A 16,035-nucleotide genomic window follows, 5' to 3' on the forward strand; every position below is an offset into this window, starting at 1 on the left:
TCCTGCCGCGCCGCCCCGCCGACGCCTGGCGCGGGCCCGGCCCCCTCCCTCAGCCCCGGGGGGCGACCGCGCTCACCCCGAGCGCCGCGCCGACCGGCCCGCGGGGCGCGGCCAGCGCCAGCGGCCGGCCGAAGGAGCCGTGCCGGGCGATCTCCCGGACCGTCCGGCGCAGCGCCTCCTGGAAGCCCTCCATGGTGCGCCGCGCCGCGGGCGTGTCCACGTAGATCGAGTTCATGTGCAGGCCGTGGGCGTCGCGCTGGAACCAGGAGCAGACGCCGTTGGCGCGCGCCGACCACACGTGCGTCGCGGGCCGCCACTCCTCGTGCCGCCCCGCGCCCGGCACCTTGCGCGTGTCGATGTACGAGAAGAAGTTCACCGGGTACGGCCACGAGCGGGCGGCGAACTCCTCGGGCGCCAGCAGCTGCCAGGCCCGCACGAACGGCACGTCGATGTGGCGCATCATCTCGCCGAACCCCTCCCGCACCCCGGCCATCACCTGCCCGAAGTCCCGCCCGGGCGAGGCGTCGAACTCGATCGGCATGGTGTTGACGAACCAGCCGACCGCGTCCGCCCACCCCGCCCGGCCACGCTCGCTCACCGGCATGAACCCCCGGTAGACCCCCGGCCCGCCGGCCTCGCGCAGGCAGACGGCGACGGCCGCCAGCACGCCCATGAACGGCTTGCCGTCGACCTCCCGGCACGCCTTCTCGAACACCTCGGCCTCGCCGGCGTCCAACAGCTCGGAGGCCTCGTTGACGATCGGGTACATCCGGCCGGGCGCCACGCCGAGGTCGAGCGGGAAGCGGGGGAAGAACGCCCCGCCGCCGCGCGCGACGAACTCCTTCCAGTAGCCGAGGCGTGCGTCGTCGGCGTCGAAGGACAGGTAGCGGCGGCGCTGCTCCTCGGCGAAGTCGAGGTACGACGGCGCGGGCGCCGCCGAGGGCTCCCCGCCGCGCCGCAGCGCCTCGTACGCGCCCTGTACGTCCTGCACCACGACCGGCATCGACAGGCCGTCGCAGACGATGTGGTCGAAGGCCAGGTAGACGGTCGCGGAGTCCTCGCGCAGCACGGCGCCCATCGTGAACAGCGGCCAGGACAGCGTGTCGATGCTCCGCTTGAACCGCTCCGACAGGAAGCCGACCAGCTCCCGGTTCGAGTCGAAGGAGGCCACGGGCACGGCCTCCAGGGCCAGTTCACCCGGCGCGATGGGCTCGCACGCCAGCTCCCCGGCGAGCCGCCGGAAGGTGCACCGCAGCACCTCGTGGCGCCGTACGAACGCCAGCAGCGCCCCGGCCAGGGCCCCTTCGTCCAGCGCTCCCTCCACCTCGAAGGTCACGGCCACCCAGGACGCGACCGGGTCGTCGGCGCAACGGCTCTCCTCGGCGACGGTGAAGTGCTTGTCCTGGTTGAACGAAGCCCACCTGCCCTCCCCGGCCGGCTCCGGCCCCGCGGTGGACCGGAGCCGCCACTCGACGACCCGGCCGGGTGCCATGCCGTGCATCTCCACAGGAAACTGCCGCATCAACGCCATCCCTTCGCCCCCAAGTCAACCCCGAGGCCCTAACGACACCCGGGCTTCGGAAGTGACGGACGCGGCAGCCCCCGGGTCAGGCCTCGGCGTCGTCGGGGCGGACCTCGATGCGGTCGGCGGCCAGATCGACGGCCACGCGGTGCTCCATGCCCAGGGCCTCCAGGAACTTCCTCGGCAGCTGTACGCGGCCGGTGCGGTCCAGCATCACGTACTCGCGCTCGCTCACCGACTCCGCGCCGTGCTCGTCGGTGACGGTGCGGCGCAGGACCTCGCTGCTGGTGCGGCCGTCGCGGATCGCGACCGTACGGCGCACCTCGCCCGCGACGAGCGGGTCGTGCGTGACGATGACCACCGTGGCGCCGAGCTCCCGGTTCACGGTCCGGAACGCCTCGAAGATCGCGGCGCCGGTGTCGGAGTCGAGTTCACCGGTCGGCTCGTCGGCCAGCAGCACCGCCGGGTCGTTCGCCATGGCCACCGCGATCGCGACGCGCTGCTGCTGTCCGCCGGAGAGCTCGGCGGGCCGGCGGCCCGCCAGGTCGGCGATGCCCAGGGCCTCGAGCAGCTCGGCGACGCGGGCCGTCCGCCCGGCCCGGCCCGCGGGGGAGCGGCCGCCTGCCGCGCGGCCCCCGCCGCGGGAGCGGCCCCGCAACTGCATGGGCAGGGCGATGTTCTGGGCCGCCGTCAGGAACGGCAGCAGATTGCGGGCGGTCTGCTGCCAGACGAAGCCCACCGCCTCCCGCCGGTAGCGCAGCCGGTCCTTGGCGGACATCTCCAGCAGGTCGTACCCGTCCACGACGGCCGTGCCGGCGGTCGGCACGTCCAGCCCCGCCAGGATGTTCAGCAGCGTCGACTTGCCGCTGCCGGAGGCCCCGACCAGGGCGACCAGATCGCCCCGGGACACGGTCAGCTCCAGGCCCTGCAGGGCCTGCACCTCCACCCCGTCGGTACTGAAGATCCGCACCAGCCGGTCGCAGGCGATGGCCGTGCCCGCCTGCGGACCGCGGGGCGCGGAGGCGGCCAGCGCCTGCCGGCGCAGCTCTTCGTAGGTCGGCTGCTCGGTGTTCAACGCTGGTCTCCCGCTCTCAACTCGGTGGTGATCTGGCGCCGCCCCGACACCGCCGCCTCGACGAGGACGGCCGCGGCGACCAGGGCGGCCAGCGCCAGCGCCTGCACCAGCACGGGCCGCAGGGCGGGCCGCAGTCCGGTGGGCACCGGCGAGCCGACCAGGGTCGACAAGTCCACGGCCGGCCCCAGCAGGGCCACGGCCGCGGCCGCGACCGCGGCGCCGCCGAGGGTGGCGGCCACCGCCTGCGGCAGGGCCTCCGCCAGGATCAGCCGCAGCCCCTCCCGCGGCCGCAGGCCCATCGTGCGCAGCCGGGCCAGCAGGGCGGCGCGCTCCGGTGCGGCCCGTACCAGCGTGAGCAGCACCGCCAGCAGGGCGAAGCCCGCGGCGCCGGCCAGCGAGGCCCAGAACAGCCGGCCCGCCGCCCGCTGCAGGGGGTCCCGGCCGAGGCCGTCGGCGACTGCGGTGCTGGTCGTGACCTGGAACTCCTCCGCCGGCGCTGCCGAGGCGCCGTGGGCGCGGACGAGTTCGCGCAGACGGCGCTCGCCGACCGCGCCCGTCGCCAGCCACCGGTCGGGGCGGGCGGTGAGGGGCGCGGCGGCCGCGGCCGGACCGGCCGGCAGCACCACGAAGGCCCCGCCTCCACCCGGCTTGGCCGGGGTGCCGTCGACCACGCCCACGGCGTTGATGCGCAGCTCCCCGCCCGCGTCCAGGCGCAGCCGGTAGCCGCTGCCCGTCGGGGCCTGCCGGGCCAGGGCGGTGCTGAACAGGGCGGGCACCGGGGCGTCGGGGGAGCCGCCGCCGGCGAGCAGGGCCGGGTCGAACCGCCCGCGTCGGACGGTCCGGGCCAACTCGGCGTAGGCGGCCGGCTCCGCGACGACCACCAGCACCTGGGTGGAGCCCTGGCTGGTGCCGAACACGAACGCCTGGTCGTCCGTCCACACGCCGACCGACGTCTTGACGCCCGGCAGCGCGGCCGCGGCCCGCACCAGCGGCTCCGGCAGCACCGCACCCGCCGGCGCGGCGATACGGGCGTCGCCGCCGACCTCCAGCCGGGCCACCCGCAGCCGGGCGGTGTCCACCGCGTCCAGCACGGTGGCGCCGAAGCCGCCCGTGGTGACCGCCAGCAGCAGGGCGACCAGCGGCAGCGCGGACGGCCGGGCCCGGCTCCCCGTGCCGCGCGCGGCGCGGGCCAGGCCGAGGAAGCCGATCAGACCGCGCCCCCGCCCGGCCGCCCGGGCCAGGGCCCCGACCGCGGCGGGCAGGAGCCGGGCCAGCAGCAGTCCCCCGGACAGGGCCAGCAGCAGCGGCGCGGCGACCAGCAGCGGATCGAGGCCCTGCCCGGCGGGCGCCACCCCGCGCCGGCGGACCTCGACCACGGCCGCGACGGTGGCGGCGAGGACCAGCAGCTCGGCGACGAGCCGGCGCCGCGGCGCCGGCCCCCGCGGCGGCGACAGCAGCACGGCGGCCCGGACCGGGAAGGCGAGCAGCGCGAGCAGGGCGGTGGCCGCCGCGGCGAGCAGCGTGCCCGTCCAGCGCGGAGCCGGCAGCAGCACCACGGCCAGAGCGGTCGCGAGGGCGGCAGCCGGCAGTACGGTGACCGCGCCCTCGGCGAGCAGGCGGCGCACGATGCCGCCGCGGGAGCCGCCGCGGGCCCGCAGCAGCACCAGCTCCTCCCGCCTGCGGTCGGCGGCGAGGGCACCGGCCAGGCAGAACACCACGACGGCCACCCCGGCGACCCCGGCCGGGCCGATCGCGGCGAGCGGCGCGGCGGCCTGCTGCCGGGCCCGGGCCTGCGTGAACAGCTGCGGCAGCCGCGAGGTGATGCGCAGGTCGCCGCGGCCGGTGGAGCGCGTCAGCCCGGTGGCGGTCGGCCCGGCCACGTACGAGGCCACCTCCTTCTGCACGGCGGGCAGCCGGTCGGCGCGCAGCGCGCCGGTGTCCACCGGGAGCCGCCAGAAGTCCTCGGCGCTCTCGCCCCACGGCGCGAGCCGGTCCAGCGCGTCCGCTCCGACGAGGGCGGCGGTCTGCCAGTACGGCTTCGGCGGCGAGGTGGTGGTGCGCAGGGCGCAGGCATGGGTGAGGCAGGGCAGCTCGGTCCAGTAGACGTCGTCCTCGTCGACGGCCGCGTACAGCCCGACCACCTCCGCCTTGCGGGGGACGCCGCTCAGGTCCGGCAGGGTCTCCACCACCGTGCCGAGCGGCGCGTTCAGGGTCTGCGAGGCCTTCTGCGACAGGGCGACCGGCACCGGTGCGTCGGGGGCGCCGCCGCCCGGCCACCGCCCGGCCACCAGCCGGGCGTGCCGCTCCGCCTGCCGCAGGTGGATCAGGGACATCCGCGGCGGGATGCCCTCGGGGCGGGCCAGCTCCGGATTGGCGAGGTCGCGCGCGCGGACCGCCTGGCTGCCGTGGACCGGTCCGGACGCGGCGAGGCGGAACTCCGGCCCCGTGCGGGCGAGGAGGGCGGCCAGCACGGAGTCGAGGTCCTCGGGGCTCTGCCGCCCGTACCGGGCCGCGGAGGTCGCGGTCAGGCTCGTCGGGCCGGGGCCGCGGTCGTGCAGGAAGGAGCGCAGCGCCTGGTCGGCGGCGCGGTCCAGGGCGCGCGGCAGGGCAGCGGCGAGGAACACGGCGGTGAACGCGAGGGCCGCGGCGAGCAGCGCGGTCAGCGGCGCGGCGCGCAGCCGCGTCCGCACCCAGGGCGCGGGCGCCGGGGGCCGCACGGCCGGGCGGCCGGATGCCCGGCGGGTCACACCGCCTCCCGGAAGGACAGCGGCCCGCCCACACCGCACCGACCGCAGGGCTCCGTCGACGCGCTCGCCTGCGCCGCCCGTGCACCGCCGCCGGTGCCGCGGGATGCCGCAGGTCCTGCGGCCGGTCGGAATCCGGTGGCTCCGGCCGGGCGTTGTCCGGCCTGACCGGGCGCGTGGCGGCCGTGGCGGCCGCCGGTTCCGGTCGGTGCGCTCGGCCGTGCGGTGCGTGTGCTACCGCCCGTGCTGCCGCCGAGGGATATCGCGGGCCGTGCGGCCGGTCGCAATCCCGTCTTCCTGGCGGGCTGTTGGCCGGCCTGGCCGGGGCGGCCGTGGGGTCCGGTCGGTGCGCTCGGGTGTGCGGCCCGCGTGTTGCCGCCCGTGCTTCCGCCGAGGGATGTCGCGGGTCGTGCGGCCGGTCGCAATCCCGTGGTTCCGGTCGGCTGTTGGGCCTTCTGGTCGGGTGTGGGGCGGCCGTGGGGTCCGGTCCCTTCGCTCGGGTGTGCGGCCCGCGCGCTGCCACCGGTGTCGGGGGATGTCGCGGGTTCTGCAGGCGGTCGTCGCTCCGCGGTGCCGGCCGGGCACCGGGGGGCCTGGCTGGTCACATTGCCTCCAGGTGGGACAGCGGGCCGGGCGCGCTCCGGTCGTGGCGGCACCGGGGCGGTGGTCGGGGGGCGGAAGGGGCTGGGGGTCACGCTTCCTCCACCTGGCGCAGGCGGTCGGCCACGTTGCGGCCGCGGCGGGCGCCGAGGCCCGCCGACAGCAGCGGCACCGCGGCGACGGCCGCGGCCAGCAGCAGGGTCTGGCCGACCGGCAGGCCGACCAGCACCTCGGGCTCCGGCCGCCGCGCGGCCGGGGTCAGCACCACCAGCGGCACCACCAGGTGCACGATCGCGGCGCCCAGCGCCACCCCCACGGCGGTGCCCAGCCCCACGAGCAGGCAGCTCTCGGCCGCGGCGGTCCGGGCCAGGGACCGCCGGGACGCGCCGAGCGCCAGGAGCACGGCGAACTCCCGGGCCCGCTCCCGCCCGGCAGCGGCGGCGGACGCGGCGAAGCCGATCGCCGCGAGCACCGCGCAGGCCGCGGCGAGGGCGGCCAGCGCAACCTGCGGGCCGGCGCTCAGCGGGTCCTCCAGCAGCCCGGCGGCCACCTCCCGGCGCAGCAGCACCTGCTGCACCCCCGCCCCGGAGCGCAAGGACGCCGCGGCCTCGGCCGGAGCCGGGTCGTCGGCGGAGGCGGCCGGCAGCCACCACTCGGCGGGCGCGGGCAGCTCCCGGGCGTCGGCGGCCAACAGCCGGCCGGCGGAGGCCAGGTCCACGGCGAGGGCGGTGTCGCCCACCACGGGCAGCGAGCCGACCGCGGCGGTGATCCGCACGGGCACGGTGGCCCCGCCCAGCGGGACCGGGACCAGGTCGCCGACGGCGCCGCCGACTCCGGCGAGGTAGCCGCGGGTTGCGGTCCCGGACAGCTCGGCGGGGGCCCGTACGCCGGGCGCGGCGAGCGCCAGCCGGACGCCGCCGGGCGCACCGGTACCGCCCTGGTAGCGCAGCCGCAGCAGCTCCGGGCGGTCGGGTGCGGCCGGCAGCAGTTCCGCGGGCGGGGTTCCGCCGGGCAGCTGCGGGGCGGTCAGCGTCCAGCCGGACCCTGCGCCGCCCGCCGACACGCGCCCGGGCACGGGCACCGGCACCGCCGCGCCGTCCGCGCTGTCGGCCACGGAGATCCGGCGCAGTGCCAGCTCGCCCCCGACCGCGGGGGGCCGGCCGGAGACGTAGGTGGTGCGGTCGCCCGCGGGGACGTACGAGACCACCATCCCGGCGATGCGCAGCGGACCGGCGGCCGCCCCGAGGGGCGCGCCGGTCAGCGCGCCGAGGTCCACCGACACGGTGGCCTCGCCGCGGTCGGGCAGCTGGACCATCGGCGCCCGGTAGGTCAGCCCGAACCGGTCGCGCAGCAGCAGCCCGAGGCCCGGGTGGCCGCTGTCCTCCGGCGCCTGTAGCGACACGTCGAGGTCGATCCGCCGCGGCTGCCCGGGCAGTTCGATGCCGTCGTCGCCGCCGGCGGTGCCCGTGGTCGCGGACCCGGCGGCCGCGGCGGGGCCGCTCGGCGCGGCCAGCGGTGCGAACAGCTCCCGCATCGGCCGCCCGTCGCGCAGGTCGGCGCGCAGCGGCACCCGTGCGGCGGCCGCGGCGGCGTCCAGTGCGACCACCTGCGCGACCCGCCCGCCGGGCAGCTCCTGCGGGACGCGGATCACGGGCATGGCGCGGGTGCCGTCGCCCAGCGCTCCGTACCGGCCGCCCTGGCCCATCGGGGCGAGGTCGCTGCCGGTGATCCGCAGGCCGCCCGCGGTGGCGAACTCCGCCTGGTCGCGCTGGGAGGCGGACCAGGCGGTGTGCTGGCCGAGGGCCATGACGGCGCTGGAGACGGCGAGGACGAGCAGCAGGACGGGTCCGGTCGCCCGCCCGGGGCGGCGCGCGAGCTGCCAGCCGACGAGCGCCGGGCCGAGCCCGCGGCCGCGCGCGGCGATCCGGCCGCCCAGCCGGGCGGCGAACGGCAGCAGCCGCAGCACCAGCAGCGTCCCCGCGCACAGCGCGAGCGTCGGCGCGGCCACCAGGACCGGGTCGACCCCGAGCCGGCCGGCGGCCCCCGCCGCCCCGGGCGGGCCGTCGGACGTCGCAGGCCCGTGGCCGCTGTACCGGGAGAGCTGCCGGTAGGCGAGGACGGCGAGGGCCAGCAGGGCGAGGTCGGCGCCGGAGCGGACGGCGCCGGCCACGAGCGCCTGCCGCCGCCCGGTGCGGCGCTGAGCGGCGGCCGCGGCGCCGCGCAGCACGCCGGGCAGCGTGGTCAACAGCACGCAGGCCAGGGCGCAGCCCGCCGCGACCGGCCACAGCAGCCAGGTCCCCGTCTCCTCGAACGACACGCGGGCCGGCGGTCCGAACCCGCCGAGCAGCCGCAGCAGCGGCCCGGCCAGCAGCGGCGCGAGCACGGCGGCCGGCGCCGCGAGCAGCAGCGACTCGGCGAGGCCGAGGGCGCCGAGCCGGGCGCGGGAGGCCCCCCGCGCGGTGAGCAGGACCCGCTCGCCCTCCTGGCGGTCCGCGAGCAGGTGGGCGACGAGGAGCAGGGCGGCCGCGGCGAGGACGACGAGCTGGAGCGCGCCGATGAGCACCGCCGAGCGCGCCACCAGCCGCGCGGAGTCCAGTTCGGCGAGCAGGGCGGGCAGTTCGCTGCGGGCCTGCAGCCCCGAGGAGTCCTTCAGCCGGTCGCCCAGGGCCGCCGCACGGGCCGCGACGGCCCCCGTGTCCGCGGTGCGGACGCCGGAGAAGTCGGGGGTGAGCAGCCAGGCCCGGCTGTTCTGCACCAGCCCGCCCGCCGTGAAGGCGCTGTCGTCGGCCAGGAGCGGCCCGTACGTGGTGAAGCCGGCCACCTGGACGTGCCGGCCGCCGAGCGGATCGAGCCGCCAGTACGCGTCCTGGTGGTCGGCGGCCGCGTACACGCCGGTGACGCGGACGGTGAGCGGGGCGCCCCCGTACCGGTCGTCGAGCCGGACCTCCGCCGGCAGGGCCTCCTGGGCCAGTCCCAGCGGCCCGAGCGCCTCCCGCGGGACGCTCACCGGCACCGGGCCGCCGGGCGCGGCCACCGGGCCGGGCCACTGGCCCGAGAGGAGCAGGGCCCGCTTGCGGTCGAGGGCGGCGAGCAGGGTCAGCGGCTGCTCCCCGCCCTGCGGGCGGCCGTGCGGCAGCCCGTACGCACGGCTGCGCGCCACGCTCTCCACGCCGAACGGGATCGGGCCGAACAGCCCGGCGCCGTAGGCGCGTACGGCCGCATCGTCCTTCTCCCGGGCGGACGCCGGGTGTTCGCCGGTGACGAGCACGGTGGTCCGGGCGCGGTCCGATCCCTGGAGGGCCTGGCGCAGTCCGGCCTCGCCGACGCCGCGGGTGAACGCGAACAGCGCCGTCAGGGCGGTGGTGGTGATCAGTACGGTCAGCAGCACGGCGGCGGCGAGCGGCAGTCGCCCGCGCAGCCGGCGCACGACGAAGCCGAGCATGTGCCGTTGTTCCTCCCCCGTTCCGGACCACTGGTCCCGGATAGCGGACGATGCTGTCAGATTCGAACGTGCTGCGGAAGGGACTTGCGCGAAGTAGGTGACGGATGAACAAATTCCTGAGGGAAGACGCGCAGAGGCCGAGCAGAAGCGAAGGAAGCGGCGTTGGTCGCTCCATTTCCGGGGGGAGCCCGCACCATGTCAGAGGACCACGCCGGAGGAGCCGCGGCAGCCGCCCCGATGGTCGCGGTGCACGAGGTGCACCGCACCTTCGGCAGCGGCGAGCGCGCCGTCCACGCCCTGCGCGGCGTCTCCTTCGAGGCCGGACGCGGCCGCCTGACCGCCCTCAAGGGCCGCTCCGGATCCGGCAAGACCACCCTGCTCAACCTGGTCGGCGGCCTGGACGCCCCGACCGGCGGCACCGTCACCGTCGACGGCACCGACCTGGCCGGCCTGGGCGAGGCGGACCTGCTCGCACTGCGCCGCGACCGGATCGGCTTCGTCTTCCAGTCCTTCGGCCTGATCCCGGTCCTCACCGCCGCCGAGAACGTGGGGGTCCCGATGCGGATGCGCGGCGTCCCCGCCGACCGGCGCGAGGAGCGCGCCCGCACCCTGCTGGCCCTGGTCGGCCTGGCCGACCACGCGGGCCAGCGGCCCGGCGAGCTGTCCGGCGGCCAGCAGCAGCGCGTCGCCGTGGCCCGCGCCCTGGCCAACGAGCCCGCGCTGATCATCGCGGACGAGCCGACCGGGCAGCTCGACTCCGAGACCGGCCGCTCCATCATGCAGCTGCTGCGCGCCGTGGTCCGCAGCGAGGGCGTGACGGCCCTGGTCGCCACCCACGACCCGGCCCTGATCGAACTCGCCGACGACGTGGTGGAGCTGCGCGACGGCCGGATCCACCGCCCGAACTCCCAGGTGTATTGACCCGCAGCGTTGTTCCCAGCCCTCGCCGGGATCCGCTGACCGGCGTTGACAACGCTGCGGGTCAAGGCGGCTAGGCGGGCCGGGCACCGGGCCTGATGACCAGGCCGCCTGAGGAGCGGCTCTCCTTCCGCACAAGCATCCGAATGTCATGCAATAGTTCGATATAAAAGCAGTTTGAGAGAAAGTCGGACAATCGTGTGGCCGATATGGGAGGCTGCTGCGCGCGGCGGCGCACACATGCGCGCAGCCGTCACTGGGGAGGTCATATGCGTGGATCACTGTGGCGGACGTCCCGGGCCGTACTGGCGGGCTCGCTCATGGCGCTGGGGGTCGTCGGCCTGAGCGCCGCCCCGGCCAGCGCCTGGTCGGGCGGGAACGTCTGGGTCAACTTCGGCAGCTGGAACTGTCCGGCGGGCGGATCGGTCGTCGGCGTCTACTGGGCGGTGGACACCTACTCGAGCGGTCCGGCCGGCGGAGACTGGGGCGACAACGTCATCTACCCGCGCGTGCGGGTGGGGACCGGGGCGTACAACACCCTGAGCTACCAGACGATGTGCAAGAAATGGGGCTGGTACACCTACCGCGGTGTGGTGTCCCAGCGCACCCTGACCCCGTACACGTCGGGCCTGAGCTACACCTACTGACCGGGGAGCGCGGACCGGCGGCGGCGCCCCCCTTCCGAGGGGGCGCCGCCGCTCTGTCGTTCAGCACCTCGGGGTCGGGGCGTGGGCGCTCACCCCGGACAACGCACACCTGGTGCAGGCGCACGGCGAGCCGGCCGGCCGGGCGGGGACGGGTCACGCCGTGGGGCCGGCCCCGGCCCCCGCGTCGGCTTCCGTGCCCGCCGCCGCGCGCAGCGCTTCGGCCAGGGCGTCGGCGTACGGCTGCGGGCCGCGGCGGCGCGGGGTGATCAGGCCGATGTGGCGGGCCGGGCGCGGCGGTGCCACCCGTACCGCCGTGCAGGAGGCGGGCGGGGCCAGCGACACGTGCGGGACCAGGGAGACTCCGACGCCCGCCCCGACCAGCGTCTGGGCGAAGAAGTAGTCGGTGGTGGACGCCGCCACCTGCAGTTCGAAGCCCGCCAGGGCCGCGTACCGGCGCAGGAACGCCTCGGTCTTCAGACAGCCCAGGACCCAGCGTGCACCGCGCAGTTCGGCCGGGTCGAGGTCGGCGCGGCCGGCGAGGGGATGGTCCTGCGGCAGCACCAGCCACATCGGATCGTCCATCAGCGGCGTCCAGTCCAGCCCGGCACGCACCGGCGGCGGCCCGTCGAAGTGGTAGGCCAGCGCCAGGTCCGCGCCGCCGCTGCGCACCAGCGCGACGGCGGTCTCCGGCTCGGCCTCCAGCAGGGTCAGCTCGGCCTCGGGCCGGTCGGCCACGAACCGCGGCAGTGCCCGCGGCAGCAGATGCCGGCCGCCGCTCGTGAACGTGGCGAGCGTCAGCCGCGGCCGCCCGGCCGACAGCCGGTCGATCGCACTGCGGACCTGGTCCAGCTCGGCCGCGATCGTCTCGGCCGCATCCACCAGCAGCCGCCCCGCCTCGGTCAGCGTCACCCCGCGGGTGCTGCGCGCGGCCACCGGATGGCCGAGGCTCCGCTCCAGCGCGGCGATGTGCTGCGAGACGGCCGACGGGGTCAGCAGCAGCGCACCGGCGGCCTTGTTGAAGCTGCCGTGCTCGGCGACGGCACGCAGGACGCGCAGCCGTTGCACATCGATCATCAGTTTCCCTTAACACCCGTACAGCAAGTGGCCTGTTCTGCTGGGGACGATACCTGGGCAGAGTCGGTGCCATGCAGCGGATACTCGTCATCGGCGGAAGCCGGTACTTCGGAAAGCACCTGGTCACGCTCCTGCGCGGGGCCGGCCACGACGTCACGGTCCTCAACCGGGGCACCGCCAGCCCGCCCCGCGGCGTCGCCCACCTGGTCGCGGACCGCGACGACGAGGGGCAGCTCCTCGCGGCGCTCGGCCCCCGCACCTTCGACACCGTCATCGACCAGGTGTGCTACACGCCGGCGCAGGCCGCCGTGGCCCGCCGCGTCTTCGCCGGCCGGACCGCCCGGTACGTGATGACCTCCACGATGGAGGTGTACGACCCGGCGCCGCCGAGCGCCGAGGCCCGCGCCTACGCCGAGGGCAAACGCCGGGCCGAGGCGGTGTTCCTGCACCGCGCCCCGGGCGAGGAGGCCCCCTTCGGCTTCGCCGCCGTACGCACGGCCCACGTGCTGGGCGGCGGCCGGGAGGAGTTCACCGGACGCCTCGCGCACTACGTCGAGCGGATCGCCGCCGGGACCCCCGTCGAGGTGCACGAGGCCCCGTACGCCACCTCCTTCGTCCACCACCGGGAGATCGCCCGGTTCCTGCACTGGGCGGCCGAGCAGTCCTTCACCGGGACCGTCGACGCCGCCTCCCACGGCTCCCTCGACGTCCTCGGGCTGTGCGAGCTGGTCGGCGAAGGGGTCGGCCGGGCGCCGCTCCACCGGGTCGTCGCGAACGGCACCGCCGCCTCGCCGTTCTCCTTCGACCGCGACTACGCCCTGGACAACGGCCGGGCCGCGGCCCTGGGTTTCGGCTTCGGCCGGCTGGCGGACTGGCTGCCGCAGGCCATCGTCGAGACGGCAGCCGCCTGACCCTCGCCGCCGCGCTCAGGGGCTGTGGAACCGGACCTCCGGCCGGTCCGGGCTCGGGCCGGTGAGCAGGGGCTGCGGCACGCCCCGCAGGTGCTCGTCGAAGAAGGCCGCGACGTAGGCCCGGGTCACGTCCAGCGCCCGGTCCGCGGGGATGTCCCCGGCGGGCAGGCCGAAGCGGCGCTGGAGCACGGGGGCGTCGGAGAAGCTGAAGTGGTCGGCCCCCGCCACGGTCAGCCACCGCTTCCAGCCGCCCAGCGCCGGCCAGGTCCGGTCCCAGGTGGCGTCGGTCCCGCCCGGCCGGTGCACCTCGTCGTCGGTGCCGAGCAGCAGGAAGGGCCGCCCGCCGAGGCCGCCGGCGGGCAGGGCGTCCCAGAAGGCGCCGTCCATGTTCACCCCCGCGGCGATCCGGCGGTCCGCGAGCATCGCCGCGGCCGCGGCCGCCCCGCCGATCGAGTGGCCGGCCATGCCGATCCGCGTCCGGTCGACGGCCGCCGCGTACCGCCAGGCCGGCCGCGGACCCGTCAGCCGGTCCAGCACGAAGCGGGTGTCGGCGGCGCGTGCCGCCGTCACCGCACTGCCGGGCACCTGCCCTTCCTCCAGGAGCTTGCAGGCCGTGCAGGTGAGGATCCGCCCGTCCGGGAGGGCGGTGCCCGAGGTCTCGTAGGCGTGGTCGACGGAGGCGACGACGTACCCGCGCGAGGCCAGGTCCTCGGCGAGGTGCGTGAGCGTGAACCGCGGCACACCGAACCCCGGCGAGAGCACCACCAGCGGGTGCCGTCCCGGCGCGGGCCGCGCGTCCACCGCGCTGTGCGTCCGCATCCGGGCCACCTCGCGGACCGAGGCCGGGTCCTCGACCCCCGCACCGCGCAGCAGCAGCCGCGCCTCCTCCTCGGCGGCGTACGGGGACGGCCTGCCCTGCGCGTGCGGCGCGGCCGGATAGTGGACGGTCACCATCAGCTCGCGCCCGCCGGCCTGGGGCACCCAGGGGTCGGGCCGGGACCGGTCGACCAGGTGGAGCACGGAACTGCCCACCCCGTACCGACCGGTGGGCGCGGGCAGCCGCACGCGGGCGCCCCGGTCGTCGGGCCCCGGGGCGGCCGCCGCGGCGGCGCCGGCGGCGGGTGCGGCGGGAGCGGCGTGGGCGGTGGCGGCGGTCGACGGTAAGAGGACCGCACAGGCGAGAACGGCGGCCGCGGCCGCCCGAGTCAGCTGGACCATGCCCAGGACGCTACGGGCGCCGTCCCCGCGCCCGCGTCACCCCCCGGACGTACGCGGCAGCGGCGGGCGTACGCCGAGAGTCGCACCCCGGGGCCGTTGCGGCGGCCCCGGCAGCGGCCCCCGGCAGCGGCCCCCGGCCGTGGCGCCGCACGCCGCGGGAGCCTCAGGCGGCCAGGCCGAGGAGCCGCAGGACGCCGTCCACGTACGCGGCCGAGACCGAGCCCGGCCGGGCCGCCGCCTCGCGCCGCAGCGATTCGACGCCCCGGCGGACGAACGCCGCACACTGCCCGTACAGCCCGGCTTCGTACGCGGATCCGTCGTCGTCCGATCCCAGCAGCGCGACCAGGCACCACAGCAGGGCCTCCCGCGTCGCCAGCCTCGGCGGCCCCGCCGTCCACACGGCCATCAGCACCCCGCACACCGCCGGGGCGGGGGCCTTGAGCACCCCCGCCCGGAACGCGTGCCCGTTCAGCGCGCGGTAGGCCGCCGGATGCCCCTCGGCCGCGTTCCACAGCGTGTCCTCCAGGTGCCCCGCGCTGCGGCCGCATCCGCACACCATGGAATCCCAGTGGTGCCGGGCGATTTCGGCCACGACGGCGTCGGGCACCAGCGGGCTGCTGCGCGGCTTGTCCGTCCCTCTCATGGCAGCAGTATGGGGACCGGCTCGGACAACGGGACAGGGGGCCCGACCTCCCGAGGGGCCCCCGGAGGCCGAGGGGTCGAACGGGCGGGCGGACGAAGCGGAACCGGAGCGACCGGGCGGTCGTCTGAGAGCCCGTGTGGATGAAGAGAAGAATCCTGACCCTGCTCCTCGCCCTGCTCGCGACCCAGCTGGGATCGCTGGTCAACCCCGCCTGGGCGTGCGGATGCGGGGCGATGGTCCCCGACGGCCAGTCCCGGATCGGCGTCTCCCGCGAGACCTCCGTCGTGCGGTTCGACGGCCGCACCGAGCAGATCGTGATGCGGTTCACCGTCGGCGGCAACGCCAAGCAGGCCGCCTGGATCATGCCGGTGCCCACCCGCGCCACGGTGGAGCTCGGCGACCCGGCGGTCTTCGGAGAACTGGAGCGGGCGACCCTGCCCGAGCACAAGGCGCGGTACTACTTCTGGCCGCGCCAGGGCGACTGGCCCTTCTCCTCCTCCATCGGCGACACCGCCGCCGCCCCGCCCCCCGAAGCCGCGGCCCCGGTCGGCGTCGTCGGCCGCGAGCAGCTCGGGGACTTCGACGTGGCCCGGCTGACCGCCACCGACCCCGGGGCGCTGCGCGGCTGGCTGGAGTCCAACGGCTTCCGGCTGCCCGAGACGCTCGCCGCCGAGGTCAAGCCGTACGTGGACCAGGGGTGGGAGTACGTGGCGGTCCGCCTGGCCCCGCGCGGCAAGGGCCGGATCCTGTACGGCACGCTGGACCCCCTGCGGATCCGCTTCGACAGCGACCGGCTCGTCTACCCGATGCGGCTCTCCCGCATGGCCAAGACCCCGCAGTCGCTGGGCCTGTACGTCCTGGCCGACCACCGCATGGAGCCCGTCGGCCGGATCGGCGGCGAGGCGCCGAAGGTCACCTTCGCGGGGCGGATCACGCCCGACCGGCACCTCGCCGCCCTCACCGACGGCAAGGAGGCCTTCCTCACCGCGATCGACCAGGAGTTCCCGGAGCCGGGCCGCATCGACGGCGACCACGAACTGCGCGCGACCGCCGCGGACACCCCGTACCGGCGCGCCGTCTACCACGGGGTGATCCGCAAGGTCGGCGGCGTCCCGGCCTGGCTGCTGACGGTCGGCGCCGGTTTCCTCACCGTGCTCCTCGGGGCGGTGGTCGCCCTGCGCCGCCGCAGGGCCCGGCGCGCAGCCCCGCCGGCGCCCACCGCGCCGCCGAACCCGGCCTGA

General features: G+C 77.0%; 11 protein-coding genes. 4 read left to right on the forward strand and 7 right to left on the reverse strand.

Annotated features, from left to right (window positions below; genetic code table 11):
• Positions 1 to 49: 49 nt before the first annotated feature.
• The 4 genes from AB0953_RS17330 to AB0953_RS17345 form a co-directional block, all read right to left on the reverse strand.
• Positions 50 to 1,522, reverse strand: a complete 1,473-nt coding sequence (locus AB0953_RS17330; protein WP_366860321.1) for a condensation domain-containing protein — start codon at positions 1,520 to 1,522, stop codon at positions 50 to 52.
• An 85-nt stretch (positions 1,523 to 1,607) separates the two neighbouring features.
• Positions 1,608 to 2,552, reverse strand: coding sequence for an ABC transporter ATP-binding protein (locus AB0953_RS17335; RefSeq protein ID WP_366860438.1), 945 nt, complete (start codon positions 2,550 to 2,552; stop codon positions 1,608 to 1,610).
• Positions 2,553 to 2,593: 41 nt separating this feature from the next.
• The gene (locus tag AB0953_RS17340; RefSeq protein WP_366860322.1) at positions 2,594 to 5,344 is read right to left on the reverse strand and encodes a hypothetical protein; all 2,751 of its coding nucleotides are present in this window, start codon (positions 5,342 to 5,344) and stop codon (positions 2,594 to 2,596) included.
• A gap of 688 nt (positions 5,345 to 6,032) precedes the next feature.
• Complete coding sequence (locus AB0953_RS17345) at positions 6,033 to 9,383, reverse strand: FtsX-like permease family protein (protein ID WP_366860323.1); 3,351 nt, start codon at positions 9,381 to 9,383, stop codon at positions 6,033 to 6,035.
• 195 nt (positions 9,384 to 9,578) lie between these two features.
• On the opposite strand from AB0953_RS17345, the gene AB0953_RS17350 reads away from it, so the two are divergent.
• Positions 9,579 to 10,304, forward strand: a complete 726-nt coding sequence (locus AB0953_RS17350) for an ABC transporter ATP-binding protein (RefSeq protein WP_366860324.1) — start codon at positions 9,579 to 9,581, stop codon at positions 10,302 to 10,304.
• A gap of 266 nt (positions 10,305 to 10,570) precedes the next feature.
• Positions 10,571 to 10,948 carry a hypothetical protein gene (locus AB0953_RS17355; RefSeq protein WP_366860325.1) on the forward strand — a complete coding sequence of 126 codons (378 nt, stop codon included), beginning with the start codon at positions 10,571 to 10,573 and terminating at the stop codon, positions 10,946 to 10,948.
• A 153-nt stretch (positions 10,949 to 11,101) separates the two neighbouring features.
• Here AB0953_RS17355 and AB0953_RS17360 read toward each other — a convergent pair whose 3' ends face one another.
• Complete coding sequence (locus AB0953_RS17360; RefSeq protein WP_366860326.1) at positions 11,102 to 12,022, reverse strand: LysR family transcriptional regulator; 921 nt, start codon at positions 12,020 to 12,022, stop codon at positions 11,102 to 11,104.
• Positions 12,023 to 12,093: 71 nt separating this feature from the next.
• On the opposite strand from AB0953_RS17360, the gene AB0953_RS17365 reads away from it, so the two are divergent.
• Positions 12,094 to 12,933: an NAD-dependent epimerase/dehydratase family protein gene (locus AB0953_RS17365; protein ID WP_366860327.1), complete on the forward strand. Its 840-nt coding sequence runs from the start codon at positions 12,094 to 12,096 to the stop codon at positions 12,931 to 12,933.
• A 15-nt stretch (positions 12,934 to 12,948) separates the two neighbouring features.
• Here the strand turns inward: AB0953_RS17365 and AB0953_RS17370 are convergent, their stop codons facing one another.
• Together AB0953_RS17370 and AB0953_RS17375 are read right to left on the reverse strand one after the other, a co-directional pair.
• Complete coding sequence (locus tag AB0953_RS17370) at positions 12,949 to 14,151, reverse strand: alpha/beta hydrolase (protein ID WP_366860328.1); 1,203 nt, start codon at positions 14,149 to 14,151, stop codon at positions 12,949 to 12,951.
• A 163-nt stretch (positions 14,152 to 14,314) separates the two neighbouring features.
• On the reverse strand, positions 14,315 to 14,794 hold the full coding sequence (locus tag AB0953_RS17375; protein ID WP_366860329.1) for a hypothetical protein: 480 nt from the start codon (positions 14,792 to 14,794) through the stop codon (positions 14,315 to 14,317).
• 140 nt (positions 14,795 to 14,934) lie between these two features.
• On the opposite strand from AB0953_RS17375, the gene AB0953_RS17380 reads away from it, so the two are divergent.
• The gene (locus tag AB0953_RS17380; RefSeq protein WP_366860330.1) at positions 14,935 to 16,035 is read left to right on the forward strand and encodes a DUF2330 domain-containing protein; all 1,101 of its coding nucleotides are present in this window, start codon (positions 14,935 to 14,937) and stop codon (positions 16,033 to 16,035) included.

The sequence above is a fragment of the Streptomyces sp. NPDC046866 genome, from assembly GCF_040704625.1.
Classification (GTDB): Bacteria; Actinomycetota; Actinomycetes; order Streptomycetales; family Streptomycetaceae; genus Streptomyces.

What these genes read in the sequence shown, in the direction of transcription:
- AB0953_RS17330 (WP_366860321.1), bottom strand. Translation starts at nt 1,522, where the DNA reads ATGCGGCAGTTTCCTGTGGAGATGCACGGCATGGCACCCGGCCGGGTC.
- AB0953_RS17345 (WP_366860323.1), bottom strand. Translation starts at nt 9,383, where the DNA reads ATGCTCGGCTTCGTCGTGCGCCGGCTGCGCGGGCGACTGCCGCTCGCC.
- AB0953_RS17350 (WP_366860324.1), top strand. Translation starts at nt 9,579, where the DNA reads ATGTCAGAGGACCACGCCGGAGGAGCCGCGGCAGCCGCCCCGATGGTC.
- AB0953_RS17355 (WP_366860325.1), top strand. Translation starts at nt 10,571, where the DNA reads ATGCGTGGATCACTGTGGCGGACGTCCCGGGCCGTACTGGCGGGCTCG.
- AB0953_RS17360 (WP_366860326.1), bottom strand. Translation starts at nt 12,022, where the DNA reads ATGATCGATGTGCAACGGCTGCGCGTCCTGCGTGCCGTCGCCGAGCAC.
- AB0953_RS17365 (WP_366860327.1), top strand. Translation starts at nt 12,094, where the DNA reads ATGCAGCGGATACTCGTCATCGGCGGAAGCCGGTACTTCGGAAAGCAC.
- AB0953_RS17370 (WP_366860328.1), bottom strand. Translation starts at nt 14,151, where the DNA reads ATGGTCCAGCTGACTCGGGCGGCCGCGGCCGCCGTTCTCGCCTGTGCG.
- AB0953_RS17375 (WP_366860329.1), bottom strand. Translation starts at nt 14,794, where the DNA reads ATGAGAGGGACGGACAAGCCGCGCAGCAGCCCGCTGGTGCCCGACGCC.
- AB0953_RS17380 (WP_366860330.1), top strand. Translation starts at nt 14,935, where the DNA reads ATGAAGAGAAGAATCCTGACCCTGCTCCTCGCCCTGCTCGCGACCCAG.